Origin of the sequence: Hymenobacter sp. B81 (genome assembly GCF_044628455.1) — a bacterium.
Taxonomy (GTDB): domain Bacteria; phylum Bacteroidota; class Bacteroidia; order Cytophagales; family Hymenobacteraceae; genus Solirubrum.
Window position 1 is genome coordinate 336218 of the sequence record NZ_JBIYZW010000002.1, and the last position, 16435, is coordinate 352652.

Genomic DNA, 16435 nt, shown 5'->3' on the forward strand with positions numbered 1-16435 from the left:
AATCTTATTTCGGTCGAGCTTACCCAACTCTCCTTCCGGAATACAAAATCCTCCTTAAGCAAACACAATCAGCCTTTTCGCCGACCAGTCCAAGTTAGGCTTAATGCAATAATTATTAGAAAAGGATAATTTTATTTCTTTTACCCCGGGCTTGGCTTTGCGCCGGGGCTTTTGTATTTGCCGAAGTCTGATAGCTTTGACTGTTTACCAAAGCAGAGAACGAATGAAGTTAGGACAACGACAGAACCTCTCGGGCTTCCTGATGATGTGGCTGATGGCAGCGCTGCTGCTGGCCGCCCCGCTGCGTACCCTGGCCGACGATGTTCCGGTCGCCACTGCCTCCAAATCAAGTACCCTGCGCGGCCGCGCTTCCTGGTATGGCCGCGAGCATCAAGGCCGCCGCACCAGCAGCGGCGAGCGGTTCGACCGCCACAAGTACACCTGCGCGCATAAAACCCTGCCCTTCGGCACCAAGCTGCGCGTAACCAACACCCGCACCGGCAAAGCCGTGGTCGTGCGGGTTTCCGACCGCGGCCCCTTCCGCCACCAGCGCATTCTCGATCTGTCGGAGGTGGCGGCCCGCCCGCTCGACATCGTGCGCCTGGGCGCCGTGAACGTGGTAGCTGAGGTGATGCCCGACGACACCCCGCTGGGCCCCGTGGCTGGTGAGGTAGCCGTGGCCGACCTGGCCGAGGCCGAAGTGCCCGCCGCCGTGCTCGAAGCCAGCGTGGACCCCGCTGCTACGCCCGACCCCGCCCCCACCTTCGTGGTGCAGGCCGGCACCTTCGGCGACGCCGCCAACGCCCAGGCCCTGCAGCAGCGCATTGCCGCCCTCGACCAAGGCCTGCCCGTAGCCGTGAAGCCGGCCACCACGCCCGAAGGCCGCGCTGTGAGCCGCGTGGTGGTAGGCCAGGGCCTCGACCGCTCCGCCGCCGAGCAGCTGCGCCGCCGCCTGCAGCAGCGAGGCATCAGCGGCCTGGTCCGCCAGGCCGAGAACCTGTAGCACCAGCCTCCTCAGCTCAAGCCGCGCCCCGACCTGTCGCCAGGTCGGGGCGCGGCGTTTTCGGGCGGGCCCAGCCCGGCAACCGGCGGCGGGAAGTTGCCGGGGCCGAAAACTTAGCCCATCTTACCAGCCTTACCGCTTTGCTATGAGATGGATCAAGGCTGCGCTGGGTTTGCTGCTCACCGCCACGCTGGTTTGGGTGCTCAATACCTCGCACGGGCAGGTGCCGGCCTTCGGCAAGTTTCTGAGTCCGTTTGAGGGCTTCTGGCGCAACGCCGAGGCCGAGGGCGACTTTGCCCTGACGCAGACGCTGACCTTGCCCGGCCTGCAGCAGCCCGTGACGGTGCGCTTCGACGACAAGCGCGTGCCTCACGTCTTTGCCCAGAACGACCACGACCTGTACTTTGCCCAGGGCTACCTTACGGCCCGCGACCGGCTCTGGCAGATGGAGTTTCAGACCCACGTGGCGGCCGGGCGGCTGTCGGAAATCGTGGGGGAAAGCCGGCTGGAAACCGACCGGTTTTTCCGCCGCATGGGCATGGTGCACGGCGCGCAACGCTCCCTGGCGGTGATGATGGCCCACCCCACCACCCGCACGGTCCTTGAAGCTTACTCGGCCGGGGTCAACGCCTATATAGCGGGCCTTAGTCCGCGCGAGCTGCCCTTCGAGTACAAGCTGCTGAACTACCGGCCCGAGCCCTGGCAGCCACTGAAGTGCGCCTTGCTGCTCAAGCTCATGGCCTGGGACCTCAGCGGCCGCTCCGACGATTTGCGCCTCTCCAATGCCCTGGCCACCTACGGCCCGGCCGTGGTCAACGACCTGTTTCCCGACTATCCCCGCCGCGAAGACCCCATTGTGCCCGTGGGTACCCCGCTGGACTTCACGCCTAAGCCGGTTCCGGCGGCGCCCGCCGCGTTCCGGGCGGCTCCCTCCAGCCGCGTGCCGCAACGTGAGCCCGACCCTGAGCTGGGCTCCAACAACTGGGCCGTGAGCGGCGCCAAATCGGCCACCGGCTTTCCGCTGCTGGCCAACGACCCGCACCTGCAACTGAATCTGCCCAGCATCTGGTATCAGGTGCAGCTCACGGCGCCGGGCGTGAACGTGTACGGCGTGACCATTCCGGGCGCGCCCACGGTCATCATCGGCTTCAACCAGCAGGCGGCCTGGGGCGTGACCAACGTCGGCGGCGACGTGCTCGACTGGTACCAGATCAAGTTCCAGGACTCGCGCAAGCGCGCGTACTGGCACGACGGCCGCTGGAAGCCGGTGCGCCGGGTGGTGGAGCATATAAAGGTGCGCGGCTTGCCCGAGCGCGTGGATACCGTGCTCTACACCCACCACGGCCCGGTGGTGTACGACGAGGATGAAACGCCCTTCCTGGATCAGACGCCCATCCGCCACGCCCTGCGCTGGACGGCCCACGACCCGGCCAACGAGGTACTCACCTTTTACCGCCTCAACCGGGCGCAGAGCTACCCGGACTACACCGCGGCGCTGGCCTCGTACGGCTCGCCGGCCCAGAACTTCATCTTCGCCAACAACCAGCAGGACATTGCCATCTGGCCCAACGGCCGCTTCCCGCTGAAGTGGCGGAGCCAGGGCAAGTTTATCCTCGACGGCACCGACCCGGCCTACGACTGGCAGGGCTGGATTCCGGCGGCCCAGAACCCCCACGTGAAAAACCCGCCCCGGGGCTTCGTCTCGTCGGCCAACCAGTTTTCGGCCGGGCCCGACTACCCCTATTATGTGGGCTGGAACTTTGGCTCCTACGAGCGCGGGCACCGCATCAACCAGCGGCTGGCGCGCATGACGCGGGCGACGGTAGACAGCCTGCGTCGGCTGCAGAACGACAACCTGAACCTGAACGCCCAGCTGATGCTGCCGCGGCTGCTGAGCCTGGTGCAGCCGGCCGCCTTGACGGCCAATCAGCGCCGTGCCTACGACGAGCTGCGCCGCTGGAACTACTACTACGACGCCGCGGCCATTGGCCCCAGTTTGTTTGAGCTCTGGTACGGCAACCTGGTGAAGCGCCTCTGGGACGACGACTTCGGCCCCCAGGCCGGTCCGGCCATGCGCTACCCGCCCCGCGACCGAACCAACACCCTGCTGCTGGAGGAGCCCGCCTCGCCCTGGATAGACGACCGCCGCACCCCGGCCAGGGAAACCCTGGAGCAGCTGGCGCAGACTTCGCTGCAGTGGGCCGCCGATTCGTTGCAGCGCAAGTTTGGGCCGCTGGGGCCGCGCTGGCGCTGGGCCAACCAGAAAAGCACCGACATCCTGCATCTGGCCCAGCTGCCCGGCTTCGGCCACCTCGACCTCGACTGCGGCGGCGGGGCCGGTATCGTCAACGCCACCTCCGAGCGCAACGGGCCCTCGTGGCGCATGGTGGTGGCGCTGGGCCCGCAGCCCAGCGCCTACGGCGTGTTTCCGGGCGGGCAAAGCGGCAACCCCGGCTCCCGGCACTACGACGACCTGCTGGAAACCTGGCGGGTGGGTGAGCTCAACGAGCTGGTGTTTCTGCGCACCGCCAGCCAAACTCACCCGCGCGTACCGGCGGCCTGGACGCTGCAGAGCCGCTAGCTCCTTATTAATAAGTCTCCGTATGAAGCTCTTCGTTTCGATTCTGGTGCTGGCCGCGGCCGCGCAGTGGCTGTTGCCCTGGTGGAGCGCGGCCGTAGTGGCCCTGGTGCTGGGGGCGCTGCTGGGCCGTCGCGGCGGCCGCGCCTTTCTGGCGGGCTTTGGCGGCGTGGGCCTCGGCTGGCTGGCGCTGGCGCTCTGGCAGCACACGCGCACCGACGGCGTACTGACTCAGCGCGTGGCTCAGCTGCTGCCGGTGGGAGGCCACGCCTGGGCGCTGCTGCTGCTCACGACCGGGCTGGGCGCCCTGGTAGGCGGCGTGGCCGCTTTGACCGGCTGCTGGCTGCGTCAGGCCCTTCGCCCCGCTCCCCAGCCCGAGCCCGCGACCCAACGCCAACGCGTGGCTTAAGCCGGCGGCACCTTCCGGCGCAGCTACGAAGCGCGCGGCCGACCTCCGGCCGCGCGCTTTGGCTTTACTATCGGCCCGGCGAAAATAAAACTATGTTTTTAGTTGATAAACTAAATTCTTAGTTATACATTGGATTCACTTCCCGCAAGCCATGGAAAACCTACCCGAACTCACCCGCGCCGAGGAGCAAGTCATGCAGGTGATCTGGCGCCGGGGCCCTTCCTTCGTGAAGGAGGTGCTGGCCGAGATGCCCGCCCCGCCCCCAGCCTACAACACCGTCTCCACCATCATCCGCATTCTGGAGCAGAAAGGCTACGTAGGCCACGAGGCCTTCGGCCGCACCCACCGCTACCACGCCCTGGTGGCCCACGACGCGTACCGCCGCTTCTCGCTGGGCAAGCTCTTGGGCGGCTACTTCAACGGCTCGTTCAGCCGGCTCGTGTCCTTTTTTGCCAAGGAGGAAAACCTCGACGCCCGGCAACTCGACGAGCTGCTGCGCCACGCCCAGCAATCCGCAACCGACCCGACCGATGATGACCACGCCCGACTTGCTTAGCTGGCTGCTGCAAAGCACGCTCGGCCTAGGGGCCTGCTGGCTGCTCTACCACCTGGCCCTGCGCCGTGAACCCACGTTTCAGTTCAACCGCGGCCTGCTGCTGCTGGCTCCGCTGCTCACGGCTGCCCTGCCCCTGCTGCCGCTGAACTGGCTTTTCCCCGTCGCCCCTGCCGGTTGGGTGCCCGCGCAACTGACGGCTGCCTGGCTGCCCGAACTGCAGGTAAGCACCGCTCAGGCGGAAACCACCCCGACGCTGCCCGTTCTGCTGCTGGTTTACCTACTCGGAGCTATCGTTAGCCTGCTGTGGCAGGCGGCCCGGCTCGGGCAGCTCTGGCGCCAGACGCGCCGCTTGCCCCGGCAGCCCGGCCCGGGCTACATCCTGCGGCTCACCGGTGGCCGGCTACCGGTCAGCTCGTTTGGCCGCCACATTTTCTGGGACGAAACCCTGCCGCTGACGGCCACTGAAGCCGCGCAGATGCTGCGCCACGAGCTCGTGCACGTGCGGCAGGGCCACACGGCCGACCGGCTCTGGCTGAATCTGTGGCAGGCACTGCTGTGGTTCAACCCCTTCGTGCACCTGCACGCCCGGGCCTTGGCCCTCACCCACGAATACCTGGCCGACGCCGCGGCGCATGATGCGGCGCCGCAGGCTTACTCGGCCCTACTGGCCCGGCAGGCGGTGGCCGGGTTGGGCATCCGCCTGCCGCTCGCGCATACCTTTTCCACTTCCCAAACCCTAACCCGCATTGCCATGCTCCATCACCCCAAGCCTGCCCGCCGCTGGAAACAGTGGCTGCTGCTGCCCCTCTTCGGGCTGCTGCTCGGCGCCGCCGCCTGCGACAAAGCCGAGCCCCAGGCCCCGCCGCCCCCACCGCCGGCCCCGGCCCCGGCAGTTCCGGCCCCGCCGCCCGCGCCACCCGCTCCCCCGGCTGAGAAAGTGCATTCCACCGCCGACGTGCTGCCGGAGTACAGCGGTGGGATGTCGAAGCTGGCTACCGACCTGGGCAACCTCATCAAGTACCCCGCCGATGCCAAGGCTGCCGGGCTCGAGGGCAAGGCCTTCGTGGAGTTCGTGGTGGGGACCGACGGCCGCCTGCGCGACATTCAGCTCAAGCAAGGGGTGGATGCCGGGGCGCCCGACCAGGCCGCGGCCGAGGCTATGAACCAGGCCGCCCTGCAAGCCGTGCGGCAGCTGCCCGGCCGCTGGAAGCCGGGCCAGAAAGACGGCCAGCCAGTTGTCGTGTCCTTCGTCCTGCCCATTTCGTTTGCCCTTTAAGCCCCATCGGTAGCCGCTGCGGCCAAGCGAGCAAGGCTGCCGCAGTCCCGCTAAAAGCGGTACCAGCAGGAAAGCTGGTACCGCTTTCTGTTTATCCTGCAGTCGGGGGCGGCCAGCCCGGCAGCCGATCGAACTTGGTTGAAACGCTGTACTCGGGCGCCAGCCAGGCCGCCGGCTTCGGCGGGTGACCATTAGCGAAATAACGCCTGCCGGCGGCCCCATCCGGCCGCCGTTTAAAATATAGTCCTCAGCCGATCAGGCGAAATGCCCTAACTTTACCGGTGTTTACCTGCTTACCAACACCTTCGTAGTGACTCATTTCCCGCGTCTTTCCCGCCTGGCGGCCCCGCTGCTGCCCGTGCTGGGCCTGCTCCTGACCACCACCCTCACTCCCGGCTGCTCCACTCGTTCCGACGCCGAGGCCTCGGCCACTGCTACCGCCGACTCGGCCGAAGCCGCCAAGCCCGTCGTTATCGACACGGTAGCCCTGCAGCGCGAGGCCATGCGCCGCGACTCGCTCAAGGCCGACTCCATCGTGAAGGCCAGCGGGCAGCTGCCGGGCGCCATTCTGCCGGGCAAACGCATCGTGGCGTTCTACGGCAACATCCGGGCGAAGGGCATGGGCATTCTGGGCCGCGAACCGAAGGAGCAGATGCTGGCCAAGTTCCGCCGCGTGCAGAAGGAGTGGCAGGAAGCCGACCCGAGCATTCCGGTGCAGCCCGCCCTGCACAGCGTGACCATTACGGCCCAGGCCGCCGCGGGCAAGGACGGCAAGTACCGCCTGATGAACTCCAAGGCCACCATCGACGAAACCATTCAGTGGGCCAAGGACAACAACTGCATCGTGTTTCTCGACGTGCAGGTGGGCCTCTCCGACCTGGAGCACGAGCTGCACAAGCTGGAGCCCTGGCTGAAAGACCCCATCGTGCACATGGGCATCGACCCGGAGTTTGCCATGCAAACCAAGGGCGTGAAGCCGGGCCGGAAAATCGGCACCTACGACGCCAAGGACGTGAACTACGCCATCAACTTCCTGGCCCGCATCGTGAGCGAAAACAAGCTCCCGCCGAAAATTCTGACCGTGCACCGCTTCACCCAGGGCATGGTGACCAACTACAAGAACATCAAGCTCGACCCGCGCGTGCAGGTGGTGATGCACATGGACGGCTGGGGCAACCCCACCCTGAAAAAGGACTCCTACAAGGCCTACATCCAGAAGGAGCCCGTGCAGTACACCGGTTTCAAGCTTTTCTACGAGTACGACGCCCGTCCCGCCCCGCACCACATCATGACGGCCAAGGAAGTATTGTCGCAGCTCACGCCCAAGCCGCTGTACATTCAGTACCAGTAAGTATTGCGGGCCGGAGGGCCGGAGTTGAAGAGCTATTCTTTGCTGGCACCTCCGCCGCTTGCGAGCAAACCCAAAGCCCCGACCGAACACGGTCGGGGCTTTTGCTATCGGGGCGGGTACAAATGCCTCGCCGGCCCGGCGGAAGGCGCCCGACTACCGCCGGGAGTTTTACCGTGGAGGCCGGCGGTGCTGCCCGGCCGCAGCCCCCAAACCTTGGAAGCGCGCAGGAAAAAGCGCGGCATCCGTCGCGAACAACGTGGATTGAGACCCGGCAGCATTACCTGTCAGGAATTTTCACTCAGCGCAGAAATTCTTGACAAGCCTTGTCAGGATTTTTTCTCTTTTCGCCGAATTCCTGACAAGCCCCGGCCTGACGGGCGCTGTGAGGAATTTTCCGCGGTACGTGGAATTGCTGACACGCTCCCGGCCGGCCCGCTGCGGGCAGAAACCACCTCCGCCGCGACGCGTACACTCCGGTATGGTTTCATCCTCAACCGACCACAGCCATGCCTAAGACCAGCGTTCCGAAGACCCCGCAACACGACGATCCGGCCCGCAAGCGCCAGGAAGACAAGCGGCCCAACACCATCGAAGAAAGCCCCCAGGGCCGGAAAATCACCCCCGACAAAGCCCACGACCAGCAGCGCTAGCCGCCTGCTTGATTTCCGCACCGCCCCGCGTTCCTGACCGAGCGCGGGGCGCTTGCTTTAGCGCCTATTCCGCCGCGCCCGCCGAACCCTGCCCGCGCCGCTGGCGTTTTGCTGCTACCTTACGCCTGCATGCCAGCCCCACCCGCCGCTTCCTTCGATTCGTCCGTGCTGACCCGGGAGCACGTGCTGCGCGCGCTCCGCCAGATCGACCGCGAGGCCCGGGAGCTGACGCCCAGCACGGTGTACGACCTGGTATTCCGGGGCCGGCGCTACCCGCCGCGGCCGGTAGCCGAGTGGGCCTACCGCCTGGCCACCGGTCAGCCCGATGCCGCGTGGCCCCTACCCGCCGGGGCGCCCACCAACCACGTGCTCGAGCAGCTCAGCTTTACCGTGGCCACCAAGCGCCCGGTGCTGGCGGGCTCGCCCCACGACGGCGACGTGGCTGCCCAGGAAGCCATGCAGGATCTGCACACCGGCCTGCCCGCCGAAGCGCCGCTGGCGCCTACTGCTCAACCCGCGGCCGCCCCGGCCAATCTGGTCCGCGAGCCGCGGGCCGGCTATGCTGCGGCGCCCGCGCCGCCCTACGACCGCGCGGCTGCCCTGCGCGAGCTGTTCATTGGTGAAGCTCGCCTCGACGACGCGCTGGCCGGGCTGGAGCGCAAGCGCAACCTGATTTTGCAGGGCCCGCCCGGCACCGGCAAAACCTTTCTCGCCCGCCGCCTGGCCTGGCTGCTGCTCGGCTCCCAGGACGAGGCGCGCATCGAGCTGGTGCAGTTTCACCCCAGCTACAGCTACGAGGACTTCGTGCAGGGCTTCCGCCCCGACGGCCACGGCGGCTTTCAGCTCACCGACGGCGTGCTACCCGACGTATGCCGCCGCGCTGCCCGCCAGCCCGAGCGGCCCTTCGTACTGCTCATCGACGAAATCAACCGCGGGCACCTCAACCGCATTTTCGGCGAGCTGCTGGTGTTGCTCGAGCCCGACAAGCGCGGCCCCCAGCACGCCGTGCGCCTGCCCTACGCCCCGGCCGAGGCCCCGCGCTTCTTCGTGCCCGAAAACCTGTACCTCATCGGTACCATGAACACGGCCGACCGCTCGCTGGCTCCGCTCGACTACGCCCTGCGTCGCCGCTTCGCCTTCGTGAGCATGACGCCCGAGTTTGGTGAGCCGCTGCGCCGCTTGCTGCGGCGGCAGGGCGTGCCCGCCGCCACCGCCGAGCGCCTGCTGACCCGCCTCCCCGAGCTGAACCAGGCCATTGCCGCCGACCCCGAGCTCGGCCCCGACTTCCAGATCGGCCACAGCTACTTCTGCCAGCCTCCTGCTGCCAATACCACTGCCTGGCTGAACCTGGTGCTGGCGCAGGAAATAGCCCCCCTGCTCGACGATTACTGGTTCGACCAGCCCACTCAGGCGGCTCAGCACAAGCAGCGGTTGCTTCGGAGTTAGGGATTAGGGATTAGGGATTAGGGATTAGGGATTAGGGATTAGGGCGGTACTCGCCCACCGATATCAGGTTACGCTTGCCATTAACTGTTTCCCCTGGCCGCCAGCAGTTTTCCCTCAGCCCCGATCTTCACTTCTGTTAGTCAATCTCGATTCTTTGGGTCCTAACTCCTAATACCTAAGCCATGATTCCCATTCACAACCTATACTACCTGCTGTGCTACGCCTGGAATCGGCTGCCGGAGCCGGGGGAGTGGCAGCAGGTGGCGGCGGGCGGGTTTCACCGGCCCCTGGAGCTGCTCACCCAACTGCTGTTGCTGGGCACGCGGCGCCTCCTGCTCAAGGGCCTGCCCCTGGGCTACGCCGAGCGCGAGGCTGAGCTAACGGAGCTGCGCGGCCGGGTGCTGCTGGCCCCCACCATCGGCCGCGACCTGCTGCGCCGGGGCCGGGCCGTGTGCGCGTACGACGAGTTGGGCCCCGATACGCCCTTCAATGCCCTGCTGGCCGGCGCGCTCGACGTGCTGGGCCGCACCCGCCGCCTGCCCGCCCCGCTGCGCCAGGAGGTGCGCCGCCTACGCAGCCGTTTTCCCGCCGAAGTGCAGGCCGCGCCCTTCACGCGCCCGCAGCTGCGTGCCCTGCGCCGCCGGCGCCTGCCCGGCGCCGAGGGCTTTCTGCTGAACGTGTGCGAGCTGATTTACCGCACCGCCCTGCCCGAGCCCGACGCCGCCGGCCGCACCCGCTTCCACGATTTCCGCCGCGACGAGGGGCTGATGGCCCAGCTGTTTGAGCGGTTCGTGCGCAACTTCTACCGCCTCGAGCAGCGGCGCTACCGCGTCAGCTCCGAAACCATCGGCTGGCAGGCCGAGGCCGAGCGCACTGAAGACCTGGCCTTGCTGCCGAGCATGATTACCGACACCAGCCTGGAAGCACCCGACCGCAAGATCATCCTCGACACCAAGTACTACGCCACCGCCTTCAAGGCCCACTACGACCGGCAGCGGCTGATTGCGCCCCACCTTTACCAGCTCTACGCCTACCTGCAAAACCAGCCGCCCGTAGCCGGTCGGCCCCTAGAGGGCCTGCTGCTCTACCCCGCCGCCACCCACGAAGCCGATCTGCGCTACACCCTCGGCGGCTTTCCCGTGCGCGTGGTCACCCTCGACCTGAACCAGCCCTGGCCTAGGATTGCCGCCGCTTTGCTGGCCCTGGTGGCGTAGGGGCGCGTTGCACGCGCCCGCCGTTGCACGACCCGGTATAGAACAACGCCCCAAGCCGCCCGTGCCGTTGGACAATCCGAAAAGCACAGCGCCCCGCGCGGCCGCCGGGCGCGTGCAACGCGCCCCTACCTGGCGGCGTTTCGCGGTTTTTTCGGAGCTTTTGGCAGTCGTTGCGTGCATCCACGCCCCAGTGGCGTCGTCCTTCGGGCGGTGGCACCGACGCCTAACCGCCGAAAACTTTCCTATTACCAAACCATTACTCCTTTGAAACGACGTGATTTTGTCGGGTTAGCTGGCCTCGGGGTCGGGGCCCTGCTGCTGCCGAGCCTGCCGAGCCTGGGCGGTACGCCCGTAGACCTGGCCCGCCTGCTCGAGCCGGTAGCCGACGCCGCCCTCAAGAAGCGCCTGGCCGACGCGGCCCTGAATGCGGCCAAATCGGCCGGTGCTACCTACGCCGACGTGCGCATCGGGCGCTACCTCAACCAGTTTCTGTTTGCCCGCGAAAAGCAGGTGCAGAACATTACCAACACCGAAAGCTACGGCGTGGGCGTGCGCGTGCTGGCCAACGGCACCTGGGGCTTTGCCGCCACCAACACCGTAACCGAGGAAGCCATTGCCAACGCCGCCAAGCTGGCCGTGCAGATTGCCAAGGCCAACTCCAAGGTGCAGAAGGAGCCCGTGAAGCTGGCCCCGCAGCGCGGCTACGGCGAGGTGGCCTGGAAAACGCCCATTCAGCAGAACGCCTTCGAGGTGCCGGTGGCCCAGAAAGTAGAGCTGCTGCTGGCCGCCAACGCCAAGGCCCTGGAAAACGGCGCGTCCTTCGTCAACTCGGCTTTGTTTCAGGTCAACGAGCAGAAGTACTTCGCTTCCACCGACGGCTCCTACGTCGACCAGGACGTGCACCGCATCTGGCCCAACTTCCAGGTAACGGTGGTCGACCGCGCCTCGAGCAAGTTCCGCTCCCGCGAGGCGCTCAGCTCGCCCATGGGCCTGGGCTACGAGTACCTGGTGCCCAAGGCCGCCGACAAGATTGCCGGCCCGGCCGGCACCGGCCTGGTGGGCTACAAAAACAGCTACGACATCATCGAAGACGCCGGCCTGGCCGCCCGGCAGGCCAAGGAAAAGCTCACGGCCAAGTCGGTAACGGCGGGCAAGTACAACCTGGTGCTCGACCCCAACCACCTGGGCCTGACCATTCACGAATCGGTGGGCCACCCGCTGGAGCTTGACCGCGTGCTGGGCTACGAGGCCAACTACGCCGGCACCTCCTTCGCCACGCTGGAGTGGAAAAAGCAGGGCAAGCCCTACGGCTCCAAAATCGTGAACATCGTGGCCGACAAGCTGCAGCCCGGCTCCCTGGGTGCGGTGGGCTACGACGACGAGGGCGTGAAAACCAAGCAGTGGGACCTGGTGAAAAACGGCGCGTTGGTGGACTACCAGAAAACCCGCGACCAGGCGCACATGGTGGGCCAGAACGAATCGGACGGCTGCTGCTACGCCGACTCCTGGAGCACGGTGCAGTTTCAGCGCATGCCCAACGTGAGCTTGCAGCCCGGCCAGCAGAAGCTGAGCGTGGACGAGATGATCAAGGACGTGGACAAGGGCATTTACATTGCCGGCCGCGGCTCGTTCTCCATCGACCAGCAGCGCTACAACTTCCAGTTTGGTGGCACCGTGTTCTACGCCATCGAGAAAGGCAAGATTGCCGGCATGCTCGAAGACGTGGCCTACCAGGCTAATACCCAGGAGTTCTGGAACTCCTGCGCCGCCATCTGCGACCAGTCGGACTACCGCCTGTTCGGCTCGTTCTTCGACGGCAAGGGCCAGCCCAGCCAGGTTTCGGCCGTGAGCCACGGCTCGGCTCACACCCGCTTCAACGGCGTGAACGTCATCAACACGGCCCGCAAGGTGTAGGGGCGCCTCGCAGGCGCCCGCCGGGAAGGTCGATTGGGGCGGCTCTGCCCACCCAGTCGGCTCAAACCCCAATGTCCCGCGAACGGGCGCCGCCCCGCTTATCCGACAGCAGCTTTTTCTTCAACGATTTCGCGCAACGATGGGCGCCTGCCAGGCGCCCCTACGACGCTCAACCCATATGGCGATACTCTCTAAAGACGACGCTCAGGCCATCCTGCGGAAGGTGCTGAGCTACAGCACCGCCGACGAGTGCGAGGCCACGCTCAATGGCCAGACCGGCGGCAACATCCGCACCGCCCGCAACATGGTCAGCACCAGCGGTGCCATCGACAACGTGGCCCTGGCCGTGGAGGCCCGCTTTGGCCGCCGCTCGGGCGTGGCCACCTGCAACCAGTTCGACGACGCCACCCTGCGCCGCTGCGTGCAGCGCGCCGAGGAAGTGGCCCGCCTGGCCCCCGAAAGCCCCGAGTACATGCCCCTGCTGGGGCCCCAGCAATACCTGCAGCCCAACGCCTACGCCGCCAATACGGCCGGCATCAACCCCGACTTCCGCGCCCGGGCCGCCGGGGCCAGCATCGAGCTCTGCGACAAGCGCAAGCTGTCTTCGGCCGCGTTCCTCGAAGACACCGCCGGCTTCACGGCCAAGCGCAACAGCAAGGGCCTCGAAGCCTACCAGCAGTTCACCAACATGGACTTCTCGGTGACGGTGCGCACCCCCGACGGCACCGGCTCGGGCTACGCCACCACCGACTTCACCGACATCAGCCAATTTGACGCGGCCAAGCTCACCCAGATTGCGGCCGACAAGGCCGCAGGCTCGGTAGCTGCCAAGGCCATCGAGCCGGGCAAGTACACCGTTATTCTGGAGCCCGCCGCCCTGGTGTCGAACACCGACGCCTCGCTGCTGGGGGCCTTGATGAACGCCTTCGACGCCCGCAACGCCGACGAGGGCCGCTCGTTTCTGAGCAAGAAGGGCGGTGGCAACCGCAAGGGCGAAAAGCTTTTCGACCCGCGCGTGACCATTTACTCCGACCCCACCCACCCCGAAATTCCCGACCTGGCCTTCGCCGGCGACGGCCGCCCGCGCCCCAAGGTTACCTGGATTGAGAAGGGCGTAGTCAAGAACCTGTTCAGCTCGCGCTTCTGGGCCCATAAATCGGGCACGCCCGACATTCCGCCCCCCGGCGGCTTCATCATGGAAGGCGGCACGGCCTCAACCCAGGATCTGATCAAGAGCACGCAGAAGGGCATTCTGGTCACGCGCCTGTGGTACATCCGCCCCGTCGACCCGCAGACATTGCTGTTTACCGGTCTTACCCGCGACGGAACGTTCTACATCGAAAACGGCAAGATCAAGCACCCCATCAAGAACTTCCGCTTCAACGAGTCGCCCATTATCATGCTCAACAACCTGGAGGCCATCGGCCGGCCCCAGCGCCTGGGCGGCAACCTGGTGCCCCCGCTCAAAATCCGCGACTTCACCTTCACCTCCCTCTCCGACGCGGTGTAAGCCCGCCGCCGTGAGCCAGCAAAAAGCCCCCGGAACTGCTCGTTCCGGGGGCTTTTCGTTGCCGTCGGCCAGCTATGCTATTTGCCGCCGAAGGCGTAGCCGAGCGAAAATTCCAGCACACGGTTATGCAGCCCGCCGATGTCGAAGTACTCGCGGATTTCCTTCTGGTTTTCGTTCTTGTTGATATCGGTCAGCCCGTAGTTGAGCCGGGCCGATGCCGTCAGTCCCATCGGCAGGTCTACCCCGACGCCCCCGCACAAGGCCACGTCGCTTTTGTAGTCCTTCTTCACATTGGTGTCCGAAGTTCGGATTGTATTGCCGCTGGGAGTTGAGGTGTAACCCGTCTCGCCGGTTTCCCGGGCACTCAGCAGCAAGCCAACCTGCGGCCCAAACTGCAGGTTCACCACGTTGCCCAGGTAGACCTTGGCCAGCAGCGGCACGTTCAGGTAAGCCAGCTTGGTCTGGCTTTCGAGCACCACACTGCCACCCCAGCCCGAGAAAAGCGGAATGCGGTTCTCACAACCCTGCTGCGAGTACACGACTTCGGGCTGAAAGGCGAAGCGCTTGGAGGGCCGCACGCGCATAAAGACTCCGGCGTGCAAGCCCGGCTTGTAGTTGGCTTCTCGGTTAATAACCCCGTCGAGTACGGCCATATTCAGCCCAGCCTTCAGGCCAAATTGTACGCCCGTGTTTTGGGCAGTAGCTGCGGTGGTAGCCAGCAGCGCGGTGGCGGCCAGCAGGCCGGTAAACATCTTCATGGAGGTGAGTTGGGCAGAATATTTCCGCGCAAGGTAAGCGGGCATTGCCCTTTCCCGGGCTGGGCTACCACCCCAATCCGCTGTTTTTATCAGCCGCATGCCCGGCCGGCCTCCCCAAGCTGCCTGAACGGGTAAACAGCCGGGAGCAAACCGGTAACTTGCGCCGTTTTGGGGCTGGCCCCATCAGGCCCGAGACGACTCTATCACGCTGCTAATACCCGATGAAAAAGCTGCTCGGCTTGCTGATTCTTGCTTCGTCCCTGACTAGTTATGGCCAATCGGCGCCGGCGGATACCACCCGGTGCGTGGTCGACAATACCGTGAGATTCGAATGGGGGACGCTGCGGCTGGCAGATGGGCGCGCAATTCAGGCGTATCTGCCGGTATTTACCATGTACCCGGGCATTGACTTTCCCTTCAACTACTATTCCGTGTGCCCCAACCGCAAGCCGCTGCCACCCCACCAAACGGCTCGGGTAGATGAGGTGCTGAACATGACCGCGGGGCCCTATTATTTCGAAACCATGCGGCTGCCCGGCGAGAAAAAGGCCAAGATCCTGGCGGAGCGCGTGGTCAATGGCCCGGCGGAGCTGTTCCTCCAGGCCGAGCAGCAGCGCATTCCGCTGGCCGTGCCGGTACCAGGCGCAGGCGCCATGCTGCATACCGCCATTCCCTACACCAACAGCCACTTTTTTCTGCGCGTCAACGGCAAGCTGAAGGAAGTGCGGCGCGACATTTTCGAGCGCCAGATCAGCACCTACCTGGAAGCCTGCCCGGAGCTGGCTCAGAAAATTGCGCGCGGCGACAAAGGCTACCACTACCGCAACCTGATCAGCATCGTGACGGAGTACAACGCCTACCTGCAGGCGCAATCGGCCAGCCCTGGCAACTGACAACTATCAACTGACAACTGGCAACTGGCAACTGGCAACTCACTTCCCCAGCTTCAGCACCGCGTAGGCCTGAAACACCCGGTTCTTCAGCCGCGGGTCGTCCACGCTGCGCACCTGGTCGTAGTCGTCCACGTCGGTGAGGCCGGCGGTCAGGCGCCCGCCCAACGCGAAGCTCTGGCCCAGATCCAGCTCCAGGCCGGCGCAGAGGCTGAAGTCCTGCTTTTTGTACTGGTCGGTTACCTGCCGGTTCACGTTGGTGTACTGGGGCTGATTGCCCACCGGGTTGTAGCCCGTCAGCAGCAGGCCCGACTCCTTGGCCGTGAGCAGCAGCCCAAACTGCGGCCCGGCCTGCAAATGCACCGGCCCGATTTTCAGGTCAGCCAGAATGGGCAGGTTCAGGTAGTGCAGCTTGGTTTCGAAGTCCTCCTGCCCCGACTTGAACTCCCCGCCCTGCAGCGAGTACAGCAGCTCGGGCCGCAACGACAGCGGGCCGATGAGGTTGTAGTTGTAGAACGCGCCGGCGTGGTAGCTCACGCGGTAGTCGGTTTGGGTGGTGAGCTTCTCGCCGTCGAGCACCGCGGCGTTGGCCCCGGCTTTCAGCCCGAAGTACTGGGCCTGCGCGGTGGAAAAGCCCAGGCCGGCGGCCAGCAAAAGCAGCATCATTCGTTTCATAGCAGTAGCAGCGTAGAACGTGGAAAATCCGGGCCTACCGGCGCGGGGCGGCAAAATTACGCGGCCCGTCCCTCCCTGGCCCGATACCTAACGCAAAAATCGGGGGCAGCGTACTAGCGGCAGCCCGCTGACCGCGCTGCGCGGCCGGCCCACGGCCCGCCGCCGTATCTTTTGCCGCCCGGGCCGCCGCCCGCCAAGCCACCCC

At 65.7% G+C, this 16435-nt stretch carries 14 protein-coding genes; 12 read left to right on the forward strand and 2 right to left on the reverse strand.

What is annotated here, in order from left to right; genetic code table 11:
• Nucleotides 1–223 precede the first annotated feature (223 nt).
• The 11 genes from ACE191_RS12530 (at nt 224) to ACE191_RS12580 (ending at nt 13907) form a co-directional block, all read left to right on the forward strand.
• Complete coding sequence (locus tag ACE191_RS12530) at nt 224–1003, forward strand: septal ring lytic transglycosylase RlpA family protein (RefSeq protein ID WP_400192571.1); 780 nt, start codon at nt 224–226, stop codon at nt 1001–1003.
• A 145-nt stretch (nt 1004–1148) separates the two neighbouring features.
• Complete coding sequence (locus ACE191_RS12535; RefSeq protein ID WP_400192572.1) at nt 1149–3584, forward strand: penicillin acylase family protein; 2436 nt, start codon at nt 1149–1151, stop codon at nt 3582–3584.
• Nucleotides 3585–3606: 22 nt separating this feature from the next.
• On the forward strand, nt 3607–3990 hold the full coding sequence (locus ACE191_RS12540) for a hypothetical protein (RefSeq protein ID WP_400192573.1): 384 nt from the start codon (nt 3607–3609) through the stop codon (nt 3988–3990).
• A gap of 151 nt (nt 3991–4141) precedes the next feature.
• On the forward strand, nt 4142–4546 hold the full coding sequence (locus ACE191_RS12545) for a BlaI/MecI/CopY family transcriptional regulator (protein WP_400192574.1): 405 nt from the start codon (nt 4142–4144) through the stop codon (nt 4544–4546).
• A complete protein-coding gene (locus tag ACE191_RS12550) occupies nt 4521–5822 on the forward strand; it encodes a TonB family protein (protein ID WP_400192575.1) in 1302 nt (433 codons plus the stop codon). The genes ACE191_RS12545 and ACE191_RS12550 overlap by 26 nt, the downstream gene beginning before the upstream one ends.
• 310 nt (nt 5823–6132) lie before the next feature.
• Nucleotides 6133–7173 (forward strand): hypothetical protein, encoded by a 1041-nt coding sequence (locus tag ACE191_RS12555; protein WP_400192576.1) that lies wholly within the window; start codon nt 6133–6135, stop codon nt 7171–7173.
• 506 nt (nt 7174–7679) lie between these two features.
• Entirely contained in the window at nt 7680–7823 is a 144-nt protein-coding gene (locus ACE191_RS12560) for a hypothetical protein (RefSeq protein WP_400192577.1), read from the forward strand.
• 129 nt (nt 7824–7952) lie between these two features.
• Nucleotides 7953–9269, forward strand: a complete 1317-nt coding sequence (locus tag ACE191_RS12565) for an AAA family ATPase (protein WP_400192578.1) — start codon at nt 7953–7955, stop codon at nt 9267–9269.
• A gap of 182 nt (nt 9270–9451) precedes the next feature.
• Nucleotides 9452–10483, forward strand: a complete 1032-nt coding sequence (locus ACE191_RS12570; protein ID WP_400192579.1) for a hypothetical protein — start codon at nt 9452–9454, stop codon at nt 10481–10483.
• Between the two features lie 264 nt (nt 10484–10747).
• The gene (locus tag ACE191_RS12575) at nt 10748–12397 is read left to right on the forward strand and encodes a TldD/PmbA family protein (protein ID WP_400192580.1); all 1650 of its coding nucleotides are present in this window, start codon (nt 10748–10750) and stop codon (nt 12395–12397) included.
• Between the two features lie 178 nt (nt 12398–12575).
• Nucleotides 12576–13907, forward strand: coding sequence for a TldD/PmbA family protein (locus tag ACE191_RS12580; protein ID WP_400192581.1), 1332 nt, complete (start codon nt 12576–12578; stop codon nt 13905–13907).
• A gap of 77 nt (nt 13908–13984) precedes the next feature.
• Here ACE191_RS12580 and ACE191_RS12585 read toward each other — a convergent pair whose 3' ends face one another.
• A complete protein-coding gene (locus tag ACE191_RS12585) occupies nt 13985–14665 on the reverse strand; it encodes a porin family protein (RefSeq protein ID WP_400192582.1) in 681 nt (226 codons plus the stop codon).
• Nucleotides 14666–15057: 392 nt separating this feature from the next.
• On the opposite strand from ACE191_RS12585, the gene ACE191_RS12590 reads away from it, so the two are divergent.
• Complete coding sequence (locus ACE191_RS12590) at nt 15058–15558, forward strand: hypothetical protein (protein ID WP_400192583.1); 501 nt, start codon at nt 15058–15060, stop codon at nt 15556–15558.
• A 39-nt stretch (nt 15559–15597) separates the two neighbouring features.
• Here the strand turns inward: ACE191_RS12590 and ACE191_RS12595 are convergent, their stop codons facing one another.
• Nucleotides 15598–16230 (reverse strand): porin family protein, encoded by a 633-nt coding sequence (locus tag ACE191_RS12595; protein ID WP_400192584.1) that lies wholly within the window; start codon nt 16228–16230, stop codon nt 15598–15600.
• Nucleotides 16231–16435: the final 205 nt, after the last annotated feature.

Excerpts from the sequence above, each read along its gene's own strand:
- ACE191_RS12560 (WP_400192577.1), top strand. The coding sequence starts at position 7,680 with ATGCCTAAGACCAGCGTTCCGAAGACCCCGCAACACGACGATCCGGCC.
- ACE191_RS12545 (WP_400192574.1), top strand. The coding sequence starts at position 4,142 with ATGGAAAACCTACCCGAACTCACCCGCGCCGAGGAGCAAGTCATGCAG.
- ACE191_RS12590 (WP_400192583.1), top strand. The coding sequence starts at position 15,058 with ATGTACCCGGGCATTGACTTTCCCTTCAACTACTATTCCGTGTGCCCC.
- ACE191_RS12540 (WP_400192573.1), top strand. The coding sequence starts at position 3,607 with ATGAAGCTCTTCGTTTCGATTCTGGTGCTGGCCGCGGCCGCGCAGTGG.
- ACE191_RS12530 (WP_400192571.1), top strand. The coding sequence starts at position 224 with ATGAAGTTAGGACAACGACAGAACCTCTCGGGCTTCCTGATGATGTGG.
- ACE191_RS12535 (WP_400192572.1), top strand. The coding sequence starts at position 1,149 with ATGAGATGGATCAAGGCTGCGCTGGGTTTGCTGCTCACCGCCACGCTG.
- ACE191_RS12570 (WP_400192579.1), top strand. The coding sequence starts at position 9,452 with ATGATTCCCATTCACAACCTATACTACCTGCTGTGCTACGCCTGGAAT.
- ACE191_RS12580 (WP_400192581.1), top strand. The coding sequence starts at position 12,576 with ATGGCGATACTCTCTAAAGACGACGCTCAGGCCATCCTGCGGAAGGTG.
- ACE191_RS12585 (WP_400192582.1), bottom strand. The coding sequence starts at position 14,665 with ATGAAGATGTTTACCGGCCTGCTGGCCGCCACCGCGCTGCTGGCTACC.
- ACE191_RS12565 (WP_400192578.1), top strand. The coding sequence starts at position 7,953 with ATGCCAGCCCCACCCGCCGCTTCCTTCGATTCGTCCGTGCTGACCCGG.
- ACE191_RS12550 (WP_400192575.1), top strand. The coding sequence starts at position 4,521 with ATGATGACCACGCCCGACTTGCTTAGCTGGCTGCTGCAAAGCACGCTC.
- ACE191_RS12595 (WP_400192584.1), bottom strand. The coding sequence starts at position 16,230 with ATGAAACGAATGATGCTGCTTTTGCTGGCCGCCGGCCTGGGCTTTTCC.